The organism is Streptomyces sp. NPDC006012 (genome assembly GCF_042871185.1).
Lineage (GTDB): Bacteria > Actinomycetota > Actinomycetes > Streptomycetales > Streptomycetaceae > Streptomyces.
The window spans coordinates 616,882-632,627 of record NZ_JBIAIE010000001.1 but is presented as its reverse complement, the minus strand read 5'-3'; the positions used below and the strand labels follow the sequence as shown (position 1 = coordinate 632,627).

General features: G+C 70.6%; 14 protein-coding genes. 8 read left to right on the top strand and 6 right to left on the bottom strand.

What is annotated here, in order from left to right; translation table 11 throughout:
• Positions 1-135: 135 nt before the first annotated feature.
• On the bottom strand, positions 136-732 hold the full coding sequence (locus ACFYPJ_RS02685; RefSeq protein ID WP_389009289.1) for a TetR family transcriptional regulator: 597 nt from the start codon (positions 730-732) through the stop codon (positions 136-138).
• Between the two features lie 29 nt (positions 733-761).
• Positions 762-1,769, bottom strand: coding sequence for an aldo/keto reductase (locus ACFYPJ_RS02680; protein WP_389009286.1), 1,008 nt, complete (start codon positions 1,767-1,769; stop codon positions 762-764).
• A 228-nt stretch (positions 1,770-1,997) separates the two neighbouring features.
• On the opposite strand from ACFYPJ_RS02680, the gene ACFYPJ_RS02675 reads away from it, so the two are divergent.
• A complete protein-coding gene (locus ACFYPJ_RS02675) occupies positions 1,998-3,059 on the top strand; it encodes a chitinase (RefSeq protein WP_389009283.1) in 1,062 nt (353 codons plus the stop codon).
• A 97-nt stretch (positions 3,060-3,156) separates the two neighbouring features.
• Here ACFYPJ_RS02675 and ACFYPJ_RS02670 read toward each other — a convergent pair whose 3' ends face one another.
• Entirely contained in the window at positions 3,157-4,539 is a 1,383-nt protein-coding gene (locus ACFYPJ_RS02670; protein WP_389009280.1) for a glycine--tRNA ligase, read from the bottom strand.
• A 158-nt stretch (positions 4,540-4,697) separates the two neighbouring features.
• Between ACFYPJ_RS02670 and ACFYPJ_RS02665 the strand changes: the two genes are divergently transcribed.
• From ACFYPJ_RS02665 to ACFYPJ_RS02650, 4 genes are read left to right on the top strand one after another with little or no spacing between them, the layout of a single operon-like run.
• Positions 4,698-5,663 (top strand): metal ABC transporter substrate-binding protein, encoded by a 966-nt coding sequence (locus ACFYPJ_RS02665; protein WP_389009278.1) that lies wholly within the window; start codon positions 4,698-4,700, stop codon positions 5,661-5,663.
• Positions 5,664-5,689: 26 nt separating this feature from the next.
• Complete coding sequence (locus ACFYPJ_RS02660) at positions 5,690-6,529, top strand: metal ABC transporter ATP-binding protein (RefSeq protein WP_389010120.1); 840 nt, start codon at positions 5,690-5,692, stop codon at positions 6,527-6,529.
• On the top strand, positions 6,529-7,431 hold the full coding sequence (locus ACFYPJ_RS02655; RefSeq protein ID WP_389009275.1) for a metal ABC transporter permease: 903 nt from the start codon (positions 6,529-6,531) through the stop codon (positions 7,429-7,431). Before ACFYPJ_RS02660 ends, ACFYPJ_RS02655 begins: the two co-directional genes overlap by 1 nt.
• A 59-nt stretch (positions 7,432-7,490) precedes the next feature.
• On the top strand, positions 7,491-7,901 hold the full coding sequence (locus ACFYPJ_RS02650; protein ID WP_389009272.1) for a Fur family transcriptional regulator: 411 nt from the start codon (positions 7,491-7,493) through the stop codon (positions 7,899-7,901).
• A 357-nt stretch (positions 7,902-8,258) separates the two neighbouring features.
• Here ACFYPJ_RS02650 and ACFYPJ_RS02645 read toward each other — a convergent pair whose 3' ends face one another.
• The 3 genes from ACFYPJ_RS02645 to ACFYPJ_RS02635 all read right to left on the bottom strand — a co-directional run bounded on the left by ACFYPJ_RS02645 (position 8,259) and on the right by ACFYPJ_RS02635 (position 10,716).
• The gene (locus tag ACFYPJ_RS02645; protein ID WP_389009269.1) at positions 8,259-9,098 is read right to left on the bottom strand and encodes an isoprenyl transferase; all 840 of its coding nucleotides are present in this window, start codon (positions 9,096-9,098) and stop codon (positions 8,259-8,261) included.
• A 51-nt stretch (positions 9,099-9,149) separates the two neighbouring features.
• Positions 9,150-9,899, bottom strand: a complete 750-nt coding sequence (gene recO / locus ACFYPJ_RS02640; RefSeq protein WP_389009266.1) for a DNA repair protein RecO — start codon at positions 9,897-9,899, stop codon at positions 9,150-9,152.
• Between the two features lie 100 nt (positions 9,900-9,999).
• A complete protein-coding gene (locus ACFYPJ_RS02635; protein WP_389009263.1) occupies positions 10,000-10,716 on the bottom strand; it encodes a FadR/GntR family transcriptional regulator in 717 nt (238 codons plus the stop codon).
• Between the two features lie 396 nt (positions 10,717-11,112).
• Between ACFYPJ_RS02635 and ACFYPJ_RS02630 the strand changes: the two genes are divergently transcribed.
• The 3 genes from ACFYPJ_RS02630 to ACFYPJ_RS02620 are packed head-to-tail and all read left to right on the top strand — an operon-like array spanning position 11,113 to position 15,684.
• Complete coding sequence (locus ACFYPJ_RS02630) at positions 11,113-12,741, top strand: ABC transporter substrate-binding protein (protein ID WP_389009260.1); 1,629 nt, start codon at positions 11,113-11,115, stop codon at positions 12,739-12,741.
• A gap of 4 nt (positions 12,742-12,745) precedes the next feature.
• Complete coding sequence (locus tag ACFYPJ_RS02625) at positions 12,746-13,705, top strand: ABC transporter permease (RefSeq protein ID WP_389009257.1); 960 nt, start codon at positions 12,746-12,748, stop codon at positions 13,703-13,705.
• Positions 13,705-15,684, top strand: coding sequence for a dipeptide/oligopeptide/nickel ABC transporter permease/ATP-binding protein (locus tag ACFYPJ_RS02620; protein WP_389009254.1), 1,980 nt, complete (start codon positions 13,705-13,707; stop codon positions 15,682-15,684). The genes ACFYPJ_RS02625 and ACFYPJ_RS02620 overlap by 1 nt, the downstream gene beginning before the upstream one ends.
• Positions 15,685-15,746: the final 62 nt, after the last annotated feature.

Sequence of the window (15,746 nt, the reverse complement as noted above, 5' to 3'; positions counted from 1 at the left end):
CGGGGCGTGGTGGTGGGTGCGGGTAGGACGTGGCTGGTCCCGCAGTTCCCCGCGCCCCTTCAGGGCCGCTGACCCCGGCCGGGAATCAACGGCACCCCAGGGCCGCGGAGCTACGCGCCCCTTCAGGGCGTGTCGTCATGGGGTGGGTGCGGTGAGGCCGCGCAGGAGCAGGTCGATCATCGCGGTGAACTCGTTCTCGATGCCCGGCTGTTCCCAGTCCCGTGCGTGGGCCGGGTCGTGGAAGCGGTTGGTGGCCTGGAAGACGACACGGGCCGCCGCGGCGGCGTCCGGGACGGTGAAGACGCCGGCGTCGACGCCGTCCTGGACGATGCGGGTCAGCTGGGCGGCGAGTTCGTCCAGGTGCTCGCCCACCGCCGTGACGTTCTCCGTGGCCAGCACCGTGTAGGTGCCGAACAGCTCCGGGTCGGCAAGGGCCTTTGCCCGCTTCGCCGCGAACAGTCCGGCCAGCCAGTCGCGCAGCCGGGACTGCGGGTCACGGTCCTCGGCGACGATGCCGGACAGCGCCTCCGAGGTGCGGTCCAGCCACCGTTTCGTCACCGCCTCCCGCAGCGCGGCCTTGGTCCGGAAGTGCCGGTACACGCTGCCGTGGCTGACGCCGAGCGCCCGGGCCACGTCCACCACGGTGGCCTTGGCCGGACCGTGGCGGCGCAGCACCTCCTCGGTCGCCGCAAGGATGCGCTCGGCGGTCAGGGTCTCGGTGGTCGGTGACATGACCTAGACCGTACCCGGCACCGCGACCACTACTTCGAGCCGAGGTGGGACATCTGGGCGGACGGGTAGCGGTCGCCCCGGGCCGCGTCCGCGGGGACGGCCTCCTCGATCGCGGCCAGGTCCGCCCCGGTGAGCGTAACGTCCAGCGCGCCCAGCGACTCCGCCAGCCGCTCCCGGGTACGGGCACCGATCAGCGGCACGATGTCCGCGCCGCGCGAGAGCACCCAGGCGATGGCGATCTGGGCGACCGTCACGCCCTTCTGCTCGGCGACCTTGCGCAGCGCGTCGACCAGGTTCAGGTTGTGCTGGAGGTTGTCGCCCTGGAAACGGGGCGCGAAGGACCGGAAGTCGTTCGCGGCGAGCTGCCGGTCCCGGGTGAAGTGGCCGGAGATCAGCCCGCGGGAGAGGACCCCGTACGCGGTGACGGAGATGCCCAGTTCACGGGTGGTCGGCAGGATCTCCTGCTCGATGCCGCGGGAGATCAGCGAGTACTCGAACTGGAGGTCGGAGATCGGCGCCGTGGCGGCGGCCCGGCGGATGGTCTCGGCGTCGACCTCGCTCAGGCCGATATGGCGGACGTACCCCTTCTCGACCAGTTCGGCGATCGCGCCGACCGTCTCCTCGATCGGCACGTCCGGGTCGAGCCGGGCGATGCGGTAGATGTCGATGTGGTCGACGCCGAGGCGGTTGAGCGAGTAGGCGGCGAAGTTCTTCACGGCGGCCGGACGGCCGTCGTATCCGCCCCAGTTGCCGTCCGGGTCGCGCAGCGCCCCGAATTTCACGCTGACCAGCGCCTGCTCGCGACGGGCCGCGGGCGCGGTACGCAGCGCCTCGCCGACCAGCAGTTCGTTGTGGCCCATGGCGTAGAAGTCGCCGGTGTCGAGCAGTGTCACGCCTGCTTCCAGGGCGGCGTGGACGGTGGCGATGGACTCGGCCCGGTCCACCTCGCCGTACAGCGCGGACATGCCCATGCAGCCGAGGCCGAGGGCGTAGGTCTGGGGGCCGGTGGATCCGAGGGTGCGGGTGTGCTTCGTCATGCCTCCACCCTGACACGACAGCTGACAGAATTCAATATCTGTCATCTGTCATTTGTCATCCGACGTCCACCACCCGCCATCCGCCGCCCGCCGCCCGCCGCCCGCCATCGAGTGCGGGATTTTGGTCCAGACCTATTGACGAGAGGTCTGGACCACGAGCACTGTCATGCCTACGACATCTCACGACACCTGACGACACCTCACCGCACCCCCACCGGGAGGCCCCGCATGACCCGCCGTGTCCGCCGCCGACTCCGGCTGCTCGCCGCCGCGCTGACCGCGGCCGTTCTCGTCCCGCTCTCGGTCGCCGTCGCCCCCACCGCGTCCGCTGCCGACACCTGCGCCGTCAAGTCCCGCCCGGCAGGCAAGGTCCTCCAGGGCTACTGGGAGAACTGGGACGGCTCCGCCAACGGGGTGCACCCGCCCTTCGGCTGGACCCCGATCACCGACTCCCGCATCCAGAGCCACGGCTACAACGTGATCAACGCGGCCTTCCCGGTGATCCGCTCCGACGGCACCGCGCTGTGGGAGGACGGCATGGACGCCGGTGTGAAGGTGGCCACCCCGGCGGAGATGTGCGCGGCCAAGGCGGCCGGCCAGACGATCCTGCTGTCCATCGGCGGCGCGGCGGCCGGCATCGACCTCAGCTCGGCCGCGGTGGCCGACCGGTTCGTGGCGACGATCGTCCCGATCCTGAAGACGTACAACTTCGACGGGATCGACATCGACATCGAGACCGGGCTCGTCGGCAGCGGCAGCATCGGCCAGCTCTCCGCGTCGCAGAGCAACCTGATCCGGATCATCGACGGGATCCTGGCCCAGATGCCCTCGAACTTCGGCCTGACCATGGCCCCGGAGACGGCCTACGTCACCGGCGGCAGCGTCACCTACGGTTCGATCTGGGGCGCCTATCTGCCCATCGTCAAGAAGTACGCGGACAACGGGCGCCTGTGGTGGCTCAACATGCAGTACTACAACGGCAGCATGTACGGCTGCTCCGGCGACTCCTACTCGGCGGGCACGGTGGCGGGCTTCACCGCGCAGACCGACTGCCTCAACCAGGGTCTGGTGGTCCAGGGCACGACGATCAAGGTGCCCTACGACAAGCAGGTGCCCGGCCTGCCCGCCCAGTCCGGCGCGGGCGGCGGCTACATGTCACCGTCTCTCGTCTCCCAGGCCTGGCAGCACTACGGCTCCTCGCTCAAGGGCCTGATGACCTGGTCGATCAACTGGGACGGGTCGAGGAGCTGGACCTTCGGCGACAACGTCAAGGCGCTTCAGGGCCGCTGAGCGGCTCAGATGTGACCGGCACGAAAACGCCCACCCGCCGGCCGGCCGAGGCCGGCCGGCGGGTGGGCGTCCGTGTGCGCAGAGCGGGCCGCGGGCGTCAGCAGCCCAGCAGGCGCCCGGCCAGGTACCCCTCGATCTGGTCCAGCGACACCCGCTCCTGCTTCATGGAGTCGCGCTCGCGGACCGTGACCGCGTTGTCCTCCAGCGTGTCGAAGTCGACCGTCACGCAGTACGGCGTACCGATCTCGTCCTGGCGACGGTAGCGGCGGCCGATCGCGCCGGCGTCGTCGAACTCGATGTTCCAGTGCTGGCGCAGCGCCTGGGCGAGGCCCTTGGCCTTCGGGGACAGGTCGGGGTTGCGGGACAGCGGGAGCACCGCGACCTTCACCGGGGCGAGGCGGTGGTCGAGCCGCAGCACCGTGCGCTTCTCCATCTTGCCCTTGGCGTTGGGCGCCTCGTCCTCGACGTAGGCGTCGAGCAGGAAGGCGAGCATCGCCCGGCCGACACCGGCCGCCGGCTCGATGACGTACGGCGTCCAGCGCTCGCCGGCCTCCTGGTCGAAGTAGAACAGGTCCTGGCCGGACGCCTTGGAGTGGGCGTTCAGGTCGTAGTCGGTGCGGTTGGCGACGCCCTCCAGCTCGCCCCACTCGTTGCCGCCGAAGCTGAAGCGGTACTCGATGTCGGCGGTGCGCTTGGAGTAGTGGGAGAGCTTCTCCTTCGGGTGCTCGTACCAGCGCATGTTCTCCTCACGCAGGCCGAGGCCCGTGTACCAGTTCCAGCGCTGCTCCATCCAGTACTCCTGCCACTTCTCGTCCTCGCCCGGCTTGACGAAGAACTCCATCTCCATCTGCTCGAACTCGCGGGTGCGGAAGATGAAGTTGCCGGGCGTGATCTCGTTGCGGAAGGACTTGCCCATCTGCGCGATGCCGAACGGCGGCTTGCGGCGCGAGGTGGTCTGCACCTGGGCGAAGTTGGTGAAGATGCCCTGGGCGGTCTCCGGGCGCAGGTAGGCGACGGAGCCGGTGTCCTGGGTCGGGCCGAGGTGGGTGGAGAGCAGACCGGAGAACTGCTTGGGCTCGGTGAACTGGCCCTTGTTGCCGCAGTTGGGGCAGTTGACGTCCGCGAGACCGTGCTCCGGCTGGCGGCCGTGCTTGGCCTCGTACGCCTCCTCCAGGTGGTCCGCGCGGAACCGCTTGTGGCAGGAGGTGCACTCGGTCAGCGGGTCCGTGAAGGTGGCGACGTGACCGGAGGCCACCCAGACCTCGGTGGCCAGGATGACGGACGAGTCGATACCGACCACGTCCTCGCGCGACGTCACCATGTAGCGCCACCACTGGCGCTTGAGGTTCTCCTTGAGCTCGACACCCAGCGGTCCGTAGTCCCAGGCGGCGCGCTGGCCGCCGTAGATCTCACTGCTCGGGAATACGAAGCCACGGCGCTTGCTCAGGCTGACGATGGTGTCGATCTTGTCGGCGGCCACGGTGCTCTCTTCATTACGACGACGGGCGACGAAGCGAGATGCTTCCAGCGAATGCTTCAGGTTACCGGCGCAGGCTCCCCCTCGACCAAATCGGTGGCCCGCAGAAGCCCGCGAGAGCTTGTTGACAACGGTTTCCATAATTGTTGAAAATGACTCTCATGAACGTACGACGACGCCTCATACCCGCGGCCGCTGTACCGGCGGCCGTCACGACCGCCCTCGGCATAGCGGCCCTCTCCGCCTGCTCCAGCGACAGCGCGGCAGCGGGGAACACCGGGAAGTTCGACGTCGTCGCGTCGTTCTATCCCATGGCCTTCCTCGCCGAGCAGATCGGCGGCGGCCACGTCCACGTCACCAGTCTCACCCAGCCCGGCCAGGAGCCGCACGACCTGGAGATCAGCGCCCAGCAGACCGCGCAGCTCCAGGAGTCCGACGCGGTGCTCTACCTCAAGAACCTCCAGCCCTCCGTCGACGACGCGGTGGCCCAGTCCCCGGTACGGACGAAGATCGACGCCGGCTCGCTGACCACCCTGGAGGAGCACGGCAACGAGGTCGGCGGGCACGCGGCGGAGCACGACACCGAGCAGGGCGGGGAGAGCAGCGGCAAGGACCCGCACATCTGGCTCGACCCGGTGCGCTACGCCCAGGTCGCCCAGGGTGTCGGCAGCGCCTTCGAGAAGGCCGACCCCGACCACGCGGCCGACTACAAGAAGAACACCGCGGCCCTGGTCAAGAAGCTCGACGCCCTCGACAAGCGGTTCACGGACGGCCTGGCGAACACCAAGTCCAAGGTCTTCGTCACCACGCACGCCGCGTTCGGCTACCTCGCCGAGCGCTACGGCCTCACCGAGGAGGCCATCAACGGCCTCGACCCCGAGTCGGAGCCCAGCGCCGCCCGGGTCAAGGACCTTGAGAAGATGGCGCGGGCCGACGGCGTCACCACCGTGTTCTACGAGACGCTCGTCAGCGACAAGACCGCACAGACCATCGCGGGCGACGCGGGCCTGAAGACGGACGTCCTCGACCCGATCGAGGGCATCACGGACAAGTCCCGCGGCAACGACTACTTCTCGGTCCAGGAAGCGAACCTCAAAGCGCTCCAGAGTGCCCTGGGCAGCAAGTGACCACACCGACCGGCACGGAGGACGACATGGGCGCGACCAGCGACAACGGCGACCCCGGCCCCGATCCAGGCCCCGGCCCCCTCATATCCTTGCGCGGCGTCCACGCCGAACTGGGTTCGCGCCCCGTCCTGCGCGGCATCGACCTCACCGTGCACCGCGGTGAGGTCGTCGCGCTGCTCGGCGCCAACGGCTCCGGCAAGTCGACCGTGATCCGCGGCATCATCGGCCAAGTGCCGCTCAGCGCCGGAACCGTCGAACTGTTCGGCACGGACCGGGAACGGTTCGAGGAGTGGCGGCGCGTGGGCTACGTACCGCAGCGCACCACCGCCGCCGGCGGCGTCCCCGCGACGGTCACCGAGATCGTCGCCTCCGGCCGGCTCTCCCGCAGCCGGTTCGGCGCCTTCCGCCGGGCCGACCGGGCGGCCGTGCACCACGCGCTGGAACTCGTCGGCCTGGGCGACCGGGCGAAGGACTCCGTGGACGCCCTCTCCGGCGGCCAGCACCAGCGGGTGCTGATCGCACGTGCCCTGGTCGCCGAACCCGAGCTGCTGATCATGGACGAACCGATGGCGGGCGTCGACCTGGCGAGCCAGGAGGTGCTGGCCCGGACGCTGCGCGACCAGGTCGCGCAGGGCACCACCGTCCTGCTGGTCCTGCACGAACTCGGCCCGCTGGAGCCGCTGATCGACCGTGCGGTCGTCCTGCGCGACGGCAGCGTGGTGAACGACGGCCCGCCGCCCCGCGCGGCCACTCACCCCGGTCCCGCGGACTCCTCGGGCAGCGGGTACCACCGGCCCGGCCACGATCATGTGCACCCGCACGCCCCCGCCGACGCCGAACCGATCCGCACGGGACTGGTGAGCTGATGGACTTCCTGAACTACGCCTTCATGCAGCGGGCCCTGCTCGCCGCCGTCCTGGTCGGCGTCACCGCCCCCGCCATCGGCATCTACCTCGTCCAGCGCCGGCAGGCCCTGATGGGCGACGGCATCGGCCATGTCGCGATGACCGGCGTCGGCCTCGGCTTCCTGCTGTCCGCGTCGCCGGTGTGGATGGCCACCGCCGTCTCGGTGCTCGGCGCGGTTCTCATGGAGCTGATCCGCTGGTACGGCCGCACCCGCGGGGACATCGCCCTCGCGATGCTTTTCTACGGCGGCATGGCCGGCGGTGTCATGTTCATCAACCTCGCGCCGGGCGGCTCCAACGCCAACCTGACCTCGTACCTGTTCGGCTCGCTGTCGACCGTGTCCCAGTCCGACGTGCTGGCGATCTGTCTGCTGGCCGCGTTCGTGGTCCTGGTCACCCTCGGGCTGCGCCGCCAGCTGTTCGCGATCAGTCAGGACGAGGAGTTCGCCCGGGTCACCGGGCTGCCGGTGCGGGCGCTGAACCTGCTCACGGCGGTGACCGCGGCGGTCACCGTGACCGTCGCGATGCGCGTGGTCGGGCTGCTGCTGGTGAGCGCGCTGATGGTGGTCCCGGTGGCCGCCGCCCAGCAGCTCAGCCGCAGTTTCGCGGCGACCTTCGCGATCGCCGTCGCCATCGGCGTCACGGTGACGATCGGCGGCACGATCACGTCGTACTACCAGGACGTGCCGCCCGGTGCGACCATTGTTCTGCTGACCATCGCCGCGTTCATCCTGCTGACCGCGCTGGCCACGCCGCTGGCCCGGCGCCGCGCGCGGGCACTCGCCGCCGCGCAGGCGGCCGGCGACGCCGCGGAGCGTACGGTTCCGGTCACCCGGGGGGCGGGCGAAGAAGTCAGCGTCTGACTGAGCGTAGGCCGAGCTGGCACAATGGCCCGGCAGATGCTGATCCGAGGAGGCAACCGGTGACGACCGCTGGACCGCCCGTGAAGGGCCGCGCGACCCGCCAGCGGGCCGCCGTGGCGACGGCTCTGAACGAGGTCGACGAGTTCCGCAGCGCCCAGGAACTCCACGACATGCTGAAGCACAAGGGCGACTCGGTCGGTCTGACCACGGTCTACCGCACGCTCCAGTCCCTCGCCGACGCCGGTGAGGTCGACGTCCTGCGCACCTCCGACGGCGAGTCGGTCTACCGCCGCTGCTCCAGCGGCGAACACCATCACCATCTGGTCTGCCGGGCCTGCGGCAAGGCGGTCGAGGTGGAGGGGCCCGCGGTGGAGAAGTGGGCGGAGGGGATCGCGGCGGAGCACGGGTTTGTGAATGTGGCGCATACGGTGGAGGTTTTTGGGACCTGTGCGGAGTGCGCCGCAGGTTGAGGCGGGGGGGTGGGTTTTGGTGTGGGGGCGTTTTCGGGTGCGGGTGGGTGGGGGCTGATCGCGCAGTTCCCCGCGCCCCTGGGTGGGACGGTGTGCTCTCGGGAGTGCCGGGCCCCGTGTTTTTGCGAGCGTCCCCGGGCGTTTTCGGGTGCGGGTGGGTGGGGGCTGATCGCGCAGTTCCCCGCGCCCCTGGGTGGGACGGTGTGCTCTCGGGAGTGACGGGCCCCGTGTTTTTGCGAGCGTCCCCGGGCGTTTTCGGGTGCGGGTGAGTGGGGGCTGATCGCGCAGTTCCCCGCGCCCGCCTAGGGCCGCCGCCCGGGTGTGAGGGTGGTGGGTGCGGCCCCGGGTGGGGTGGGGTCAGGGGGTGGGGTGGGTGTTCTCCGGGTTCAGCAGTTGTTCGTTCGGGATCGCGCCGCCGAAGCGGCGGTCGCGGGAGGCGAACTCGATGCAGGCACGCCACAGGTCACGGCGGTCGAAGTCGGGCCACAGGACGTCCTGGAAGACCATCTCGGCGTAGGCGCTCTGCCACAGCAGGTAGTTGGAAGTGCGCTGCTCGCCGCTCGGGCGCAGGAACAGGTCGACGTCCGGCATGTCGGGGTAGTAGAGGTACTTCTGGACGGTCTTCTCGGTGACCTTGGCCGGGTCGAGGCGGCCGGCCTTCACGTCCTCGGCCAGCGCCCGCGCGGCGTCGGCCAGCTCGGCACGGCCGCCGTAGTTCATGCAGAAGTACAGCGTGAGCAGGTCGTTGTCCTTGGTCTGCTCCTGGGCGACCTGGAGTTCCTTGGCGACCGACTTCCACAGCCGGGGCATCCGGCCCACCCAGCGCACCCGGACGCCGAGGGCGTCGAGTTCGTCACGGGTCTTGCGGATGAAGTCGCGGTTGAAGTTCATCAGGAAGCGGACCTCGTCCGGGGAACGCTTCCAGTTCTCCGTGGAGAAGGCGTAGAGCGAGATGTTGCGGATGCCGATCTCGACGGAGCCCTGGAGGACGTCGAGGACGCGTTCGGCGCCGACCTTGTGTCCCTCGGTCCGCGGCAGGCCGCGTTCCTTGGCCCAGCGGCCGTTCCCGTCCATGACGATCGCCACGTGCCGCGGGACCAGCTCGCCGGGCAGCTTGGGCGCCCGGGCCCCGGACGGGTGCGGCTCCGGTGGCATGTACTCGCGGCGCTGGCGGCCCAGGATCCCGCGTACGGCCATGTGCTCTCGTCTCCCTCTACAGCTTCCGCGCCGTTCTCGCCGACGCCGTGCCTATGACTTTTCCACGTACCTCAGTGAGCGCAGTCCGCGCTCCAGGTGCCAGTGCAGGTAGGCGGACACCAGTCCGTTCCCCTCCCGGACGTACCGCGGCTCGCACGCGTCCGCGGCCTCCCAGTCTCCCGTAAGCAGCGCGGCCAGGAGGACCAGGGCCTGCGGCGAGGGTACGACGCTGCCCGGCACCCGGCAGTCCACGCAGAGGCAGCCGCCGGAGCCGACCGAGAAGAAGCGGTTCGGGCCGGGCATTCCGCATTTCGCGCAGTCGCCGAAGCTGGGAGCGTAGCCGTTGACGGCGAGGGAGCGCAGCAGGAAGGCGTCGAGGACCAGATGGGGCGCGTGCTCGCCGCGGGCCAGCGTGCGCAGCGCGCCGACGAGCAGCAGGTACTGCTGGACGGCCGGCTCGCCCTCGTGGTCGGTGAACCGCTCGGCGGTCTCCAGCATGGCCGTTCCAGCGGTGTAGCGGGCGTAGTCGGTGACGATCCCGCCGCCGTAGGGGGCGATGGTCTCGCTCTGGGTGCACAGCGGCAGCCCACGGCCGACGAGTTCGCTGCCGCGGGCGAAGAACTGCACGTCGACGTGGGAGAACGGCTCCAGCCGGGCCCCGAACTTCGACTTCGTCCGCCGTACGCCCCGGGCCACGGCCCGCACCCGCCCGTGCCCGCGCGTGAGCAGCGTGATGATCCGGTCCGCCTCGCCCAGCTTCTGGGTGCGCAGCACGATGCCGTCGTCGCGGAACAGGCTCATGGCACCCATTGTGCCCTCATCCCCCCGTTCCCCCGGCCGCCCGGCCGCCCGGCCACTGTGCGGTCTCCGCCCGGCTGCGGTCTCCGTGCGGCGCCGGGCCTCACCCGACCCCGCGGGACTCCTGTGCCGCGCGGGACTCGATGCCGCGGAAGTGGACGGCCATCGCGTGCTGCGCGCCGGCGACGTCCCGGGCGCGCAGCGCGGTGACGATGTCGCGGTGGCGGCGGACGGTGACCTCGGGGGCCGGGTCGTCGGTCCAGCCGCGGGCGCCGGCGACCCGCCGGTAGACCGTCCAGAACGCGCCGAGGAACTGCGGTACGAGGGCGTTGCCCAGCGGGGCGTAGAGCAACTCGTGGAACTGGCGGTCGAGTTCGGGGAAGGGGCGGCCGGCCCGGCCCGCCGCCTCCATCCGGGTCACCACCGACTCCAGCCGGTCCAGCACCGGGTCGGTCACCGCCGGCACGGCCCGGCGCAGCAGCCCCTCCTCCAGCACCTCGCGGACCTGGAGCAGTTCGGCCAGGGCGCCGGGGTCGTCGTCGTGCCGGGTGAGGGTACGGAAGGTCAGGCCGTCGACCAGTGGGGTGAGGCTGGCCTGTCCGACGTAGGTGCCGTGGCCGTGCCGGATCTCCACGATGTCGAGGGCCTGGAGCGCCTTGAGGGCCTCGCGGACGGAGTTGCGGCTGACGCGGAGGGCGTCCATCAGCTCCGTCTCGGTGGGCAGCGGCGCACCGGGCCGGAGCTTGCGGTCGAGGATCAGCTGTACGACCGCGCGCTGTATCCGGCTGTTCCTGGGCTCCCCTTCGGGCATGCGCCGCATCGTACGCGCACCGGACGTCCCACGTCCCATCTCCGGTCGCGGACGATACCAACTCCCGCCATTTCCCTGCGCCATTGGTGCGACCTCTGGCGGGTACGCCATTCGTGTGCGATCCCTTGACCGGTTCCACGCACCCTCCTATGGTCGCGCTGATCGGCCGGACGTAGGACGTCGTATCTCCATGGATGGATCCCGCCTCATCCCCCCATATCACTCGATTTTCGTTCAGAATCCTGCTTGATATCTGTTCCGATCAGAATCCTGCTTGGTGTCACCGTCAGCCTCCCGCTTGCTTCCGCAGCTGTTTCCGTGTCCCGACGCCTACCGCCTCTCTCTCGGCTTTCCCTCGCCCTCCGTCCCCCTTGAGAACCCCGTTCCGGACCCTCTGGAGGAACCGTGCGCGACGAAGTGACCCACGACGGGCCGGCGCTGCACCGCCGGTCGTTCCTGAAGTACGGCGGCGCGCTGGGCGCCGCCGGCGCGCTCTCCTCGTCGCTCGCGGCCTGCTCGTCCGGGCCGCAGTCGACGAACGACACCGGCGGCGGGGGCGGCGGCCGCACGCTGACCGCGGTCATCGGTTACGGCAACGACGGGAGCTGGGACCCGACGCAGACGGCGTCCGCGTTCTGCATGGCCGCCAACAACCACATCTACGAGGGGCTGCTGGACACCGACCCGATCTCCCGGGACCCGTACCCGGCGCTGGCCACCCAGGTGCCGGCCGATCCGAACGCCACGACCTGGCGGTTCTCGCTGCGCCCCGGCGCCCGGTTCCACGACGGGAAGCCGGTGACGGCCGACGACGTCGTCTTCGTCTTCGACCGGATCCTCGGCCCGGACACGCAGACCCTGGCCAAGGGGTTCTTCGAGAGCTGGCTCCAGGAGGTCCGCAAGGTCGACGCGCAGAACGTCGAACTGGTGCTCAAGTTCCCCTTCCCCGACGGGCTCTCCCGGCTGACGCTCGCCAAGATCATGCCGAAGCACGTCTACGAGCGGCCCGGGGCGTGGGACGACGCGATCCGAGGCAAGGCGATCGGCTCGGGCCCGTACCGGCAGACCGCGCACCACCCGAAGTCGAACACCACCTTCGAGGCGTTCGCCGACTACAACGGACCGCGCAGGCCCGCGTTCAAGAAGATGAACTGGCTGACCATCGTCGACGCCGCCCCGCGCGTCGCGAAGATCTCCGGGACGAGCGCCGGGGCGCAGATCGCCGACAACATCCCGTACGCCAACATCCCCCGGCTGGAGCAGGGCGGGCTGAACGTGGCGGGCGGGGCCGGGATGAACAACCTGTTCCTGATGTTCAACACCGCGCACAAACCCTTCGACGACATCCGGGTGCGCCAGGCGCTGCACTACGCCATCGACACGCAGAAGATGGTCGCGGTCGCGCTGAAGGGGCACGGCAAGCCGTCGTCGTCGTTCCTCAACGAGGGCAATCCCTCCTACCGGCGGGCCAGGACGGTCTACGACCACGACCCGGCCAAGGCGAAGGAGCTGCTGGCCGCCGCCGGGGTGCAGAACCTGAAGATCGACATCCTCGCGGTGAACGTCAGCTGGATCGTCGACTGCCTGCCGACCATCAAGGCGTCCTGGGACGCGATCGGTGTGGAGACGACGCTGTCCCCGCAGGAGACCACGGCCGTGTTCACCAAGATGGACCAGAAGCAGGACTACCAGGTCGTCGCCGCCGCCTCGAACCCCAACCAGTTCGGCCTCGACGCCGACCTGATCATGCATTACAACTACGGGCCCACCAACCTGTGGATGGGGTACACCCGGTGGGCGGCCGACCCGGTGGCCAGGCAGCTGTTCAAGGACATGGACCGGGCGACCCGGGAGCCGGACCCGGACCGGAAGAAGGCGATGGTCCAGGACTGCATCGACGTCGTCGCCGAGCAGGCCGTGCTGTATCCGGTCGTCCACAACGAGCTGATGACGGCCTGGAACCCGAAGCGGCTCACCGGCATAAGGGCACAGCCGTACCCCGGCATCAACCTCCTCCAGGCCAAGTGGGTCTGACGGCATGACGGCCGTCGTCCGGATCCTGCTGCGCCGCATCGCCCTGCTGGTGCCACTGCTGCTCGGCATCGTGCTGTTCGTGTTCCTGGTGATGCGGTTCTCCGACGTCGACCCGGCGTCCGCGTTCTTCCAGGGGGCCAACCCGACGCCCGAGCAGCTGCACGAGTTCCGGGAACGCAACGGGCTGCTCGACCCGCTCCCGGTGCGCTACGCCCACTTCGTCGGCGACCTGCTCCACGGCGACCTGGGCACCAGCGCGCTGACCCGGGCACCGGTCGTCGACCAGGTCACCACCGCGCTGCCGCTCACCCTCCAGCTGACCTTCCTGGGCCTGGGCATCGCGGTGGTGCTGGCGCTGATCGGCGGGGTCACCGCGGCGATCTACCGGGACCGGCTGCCCGACCAGGTCATCCGGGTCGTCTCGCTGACCGGGGTGGCCGCGCCCGCCTTCTGGCTGGCGCTGCTGATGATCCAGTACCTGGCGGTGGACCAGGGCTGGTTCCCGACCGGCGGCTACATCAATCCGGCGGACTCGCTCACCGGCTGGCTGCGCACGATGACGCTGCCCGCTCTCGCGCTGTCGCTGCCGGTCGCCGCGCAGCTCACCCGCATCGTACGGACGGCCGTGGTGGAGGAGCTGGACAAGGACTACGTGCGGACGGCGATCGGCAGCGGGCTGCCGCCGCACGTGGTGGTCGGCCGGAACGTGCTGCGCAACGCGCTGGTCAACCCGCTGACCGTGCTCGGGCTGCGGATCGGCTACCTGCTGGGCGGCGCGGTGGTCATCGAGACGATCTTCTCGCTGCCCGGCATGGGCAAGCTGATGATCGACGCGGTGCAGAACGGCGACCCGGCGGTGGTGCAGGGCGTCGTGCTGACCACGGCCGTCGGGTTCGTGGTGGTCAACCTGGTCATCGACATCCTCTACCTGCTCGTCAACCCGCGACTGAGGGATGCGGCCTGATGTTCACGCGCAAGAGCCTCACCGAACGGCTGGCCCGGCCCGGCCTGCGGCTGCGCGGCTGGCGCCGGCTGCCGCCGCTGTCGAAGACCGCCGTCTGCGTCCTGGCCGTCGTGGTCCTCGCCGCCCTGCTGGCGCCGCTGCTCGCCCCCGACGACCCGCTGGACCAGCAGGACCCGGCCGACGGCAGCGGGCACCCCTCGGCCGCGCACTGGATGGGCCAGGACAGCCTCGGCCGGGACATCCTCAGCCGGCTGATGTACGGGGCGCGCTGGTCGCTGGCCATCGGTCTGGGCGCGACCGTGCTCGCCCTCGTGGTGGGCGCGCTGCTCGGGGCGGTGGCGGCCACCTCCCGCAAGGCCGTCGACGAGACGCTGATGCGCTGTCTCGACGTGGTGATGGCCTTCCCCGGCATCGCGCTGGCCGCGGTGCTCGTCGCCGTGTTCGGCGGCGGCATCGGCGTGCTGATCTGCGCCATCGCGTTCCTGTTCACCCCGCCGGTGGCCCGGGTGGTCCGGGCGAACGTCCTCGACCAGTACGGCGAGGACTATGTGACGGCCGAACGGGTCATCGGCGCCCGCACCCCGCACATCGTGCTGCGGCACGTCGCCGTGAACTGCGCCGCCCCGGTGCTGGTGTTCTGCACGGTCCAGGTCGCCGAGGCCATCGTCTTCGAGGCGTCGCTGTCGTTCATCGGCGCGGGCGTCAGGCCGCCGGACCCCTCGTGGGGCAGCGTCATCGCGGACGGCAAGAACATGGTGCTGACCGGCGGCTGGTGGGCGACCGTCTTCCCCGGGCTGCTGATGCTGGTCACCGTCCTGTCCCTGAACGTCCTCGCCGAAGGGGTCTCGGACGCCTGGGCAGCACCGGCGGCCCGCGAGGTGGACGCGCGGGAGCACCAGGACCGGCTCCAGGCGCCGGAGCCCGGCAGCGGCGAGGTGCTGCCGCTGCCCGGCCTCCCCGACGCCGCCCGGCGGCTGCGGTCCCGGGCCCGCCCGCTGCCCGCCCCGGACGGGCAGCCGGTGCTCGCGGTGGAGAACCTCGCCATCGGGTTCACCGACCGGCACGGCGGTGTGGACGTCGTCGACGGGATCGGCTTCGAGGTGCGGCCCGGCGAGGTGCTGGGCCTGGTCGGCGAGTCGGGCTGCGGCAAATCACTGACCGCGCTCGCCGTCATGGGGCTGCTGCCCAGGGGCGCCCGGGTCAGCGGCCAGATCCGCTTCGGCGGGCGGGACCTGCTCGCGGAGCCGATGCGCGTGCGGCGCCGGCTGCTCGGCCACGAGATGGCGATGGTCCACCAGGACGCCCTGTCCTCGCTGAACCCGGCGATGACCGTCCGCGCCCAGCTGAAGCAGCTGGTACGGCGCGGCGGGCGGCGCAGTGCCGCCGAACTGCTCTCCCAGGTCGGCCTCGACCCGGAGCGCACCCTGCGCAGCTATCCGCACGAGCTGTCCGGCGGGCAGCGCCAGCGGGTCCTGATCGCGATGGCGCTGTCCCGTGATCCGAAGCTGATCGTCGCCGACGAGCCGACGACCGCCCTGGACGTGACCGTGCAGGCGCAGATCATGGAGCTGCTGCTGCGGCTGCGGGCCGAGCTGGGCTTCGCGCTGATCCTGGTCTCGCACGACCTGGCGCTGGTCGCGGACGTCACCGACCGGGTGGTGGTGATGTACGGCGGGCAGATCGTGGAGAGCGGGGTGACCGCGGATCTGGTGGCCGCGCCGGCCCACCACTACACCCGCGGGCTGCTCGGCAGCGTGCTCTCGCTGGAGTCGGCGGCGGAACGGCTGACCCAGATCCGCGGGGTCGTCCCGGCGCCGGCCGACTTTCCCGCGGGCTGCCGGTTCGCGGACCGCTGCCCGCTGGCGGGCGAGGTGTGCCGGACCACCGCACCCGTGCTTGCGGGCAGCGCCACGCACACGGCGGCCTGCCACCACCCGGCGGTCGACCTGACGACGACGGAGAGCGAGGCGGTCACGTGACCGGCGACCGAGTGACCGGCGATCCGACGACCGGCGACCGCTCGACCGGAGACGGAGCGAGC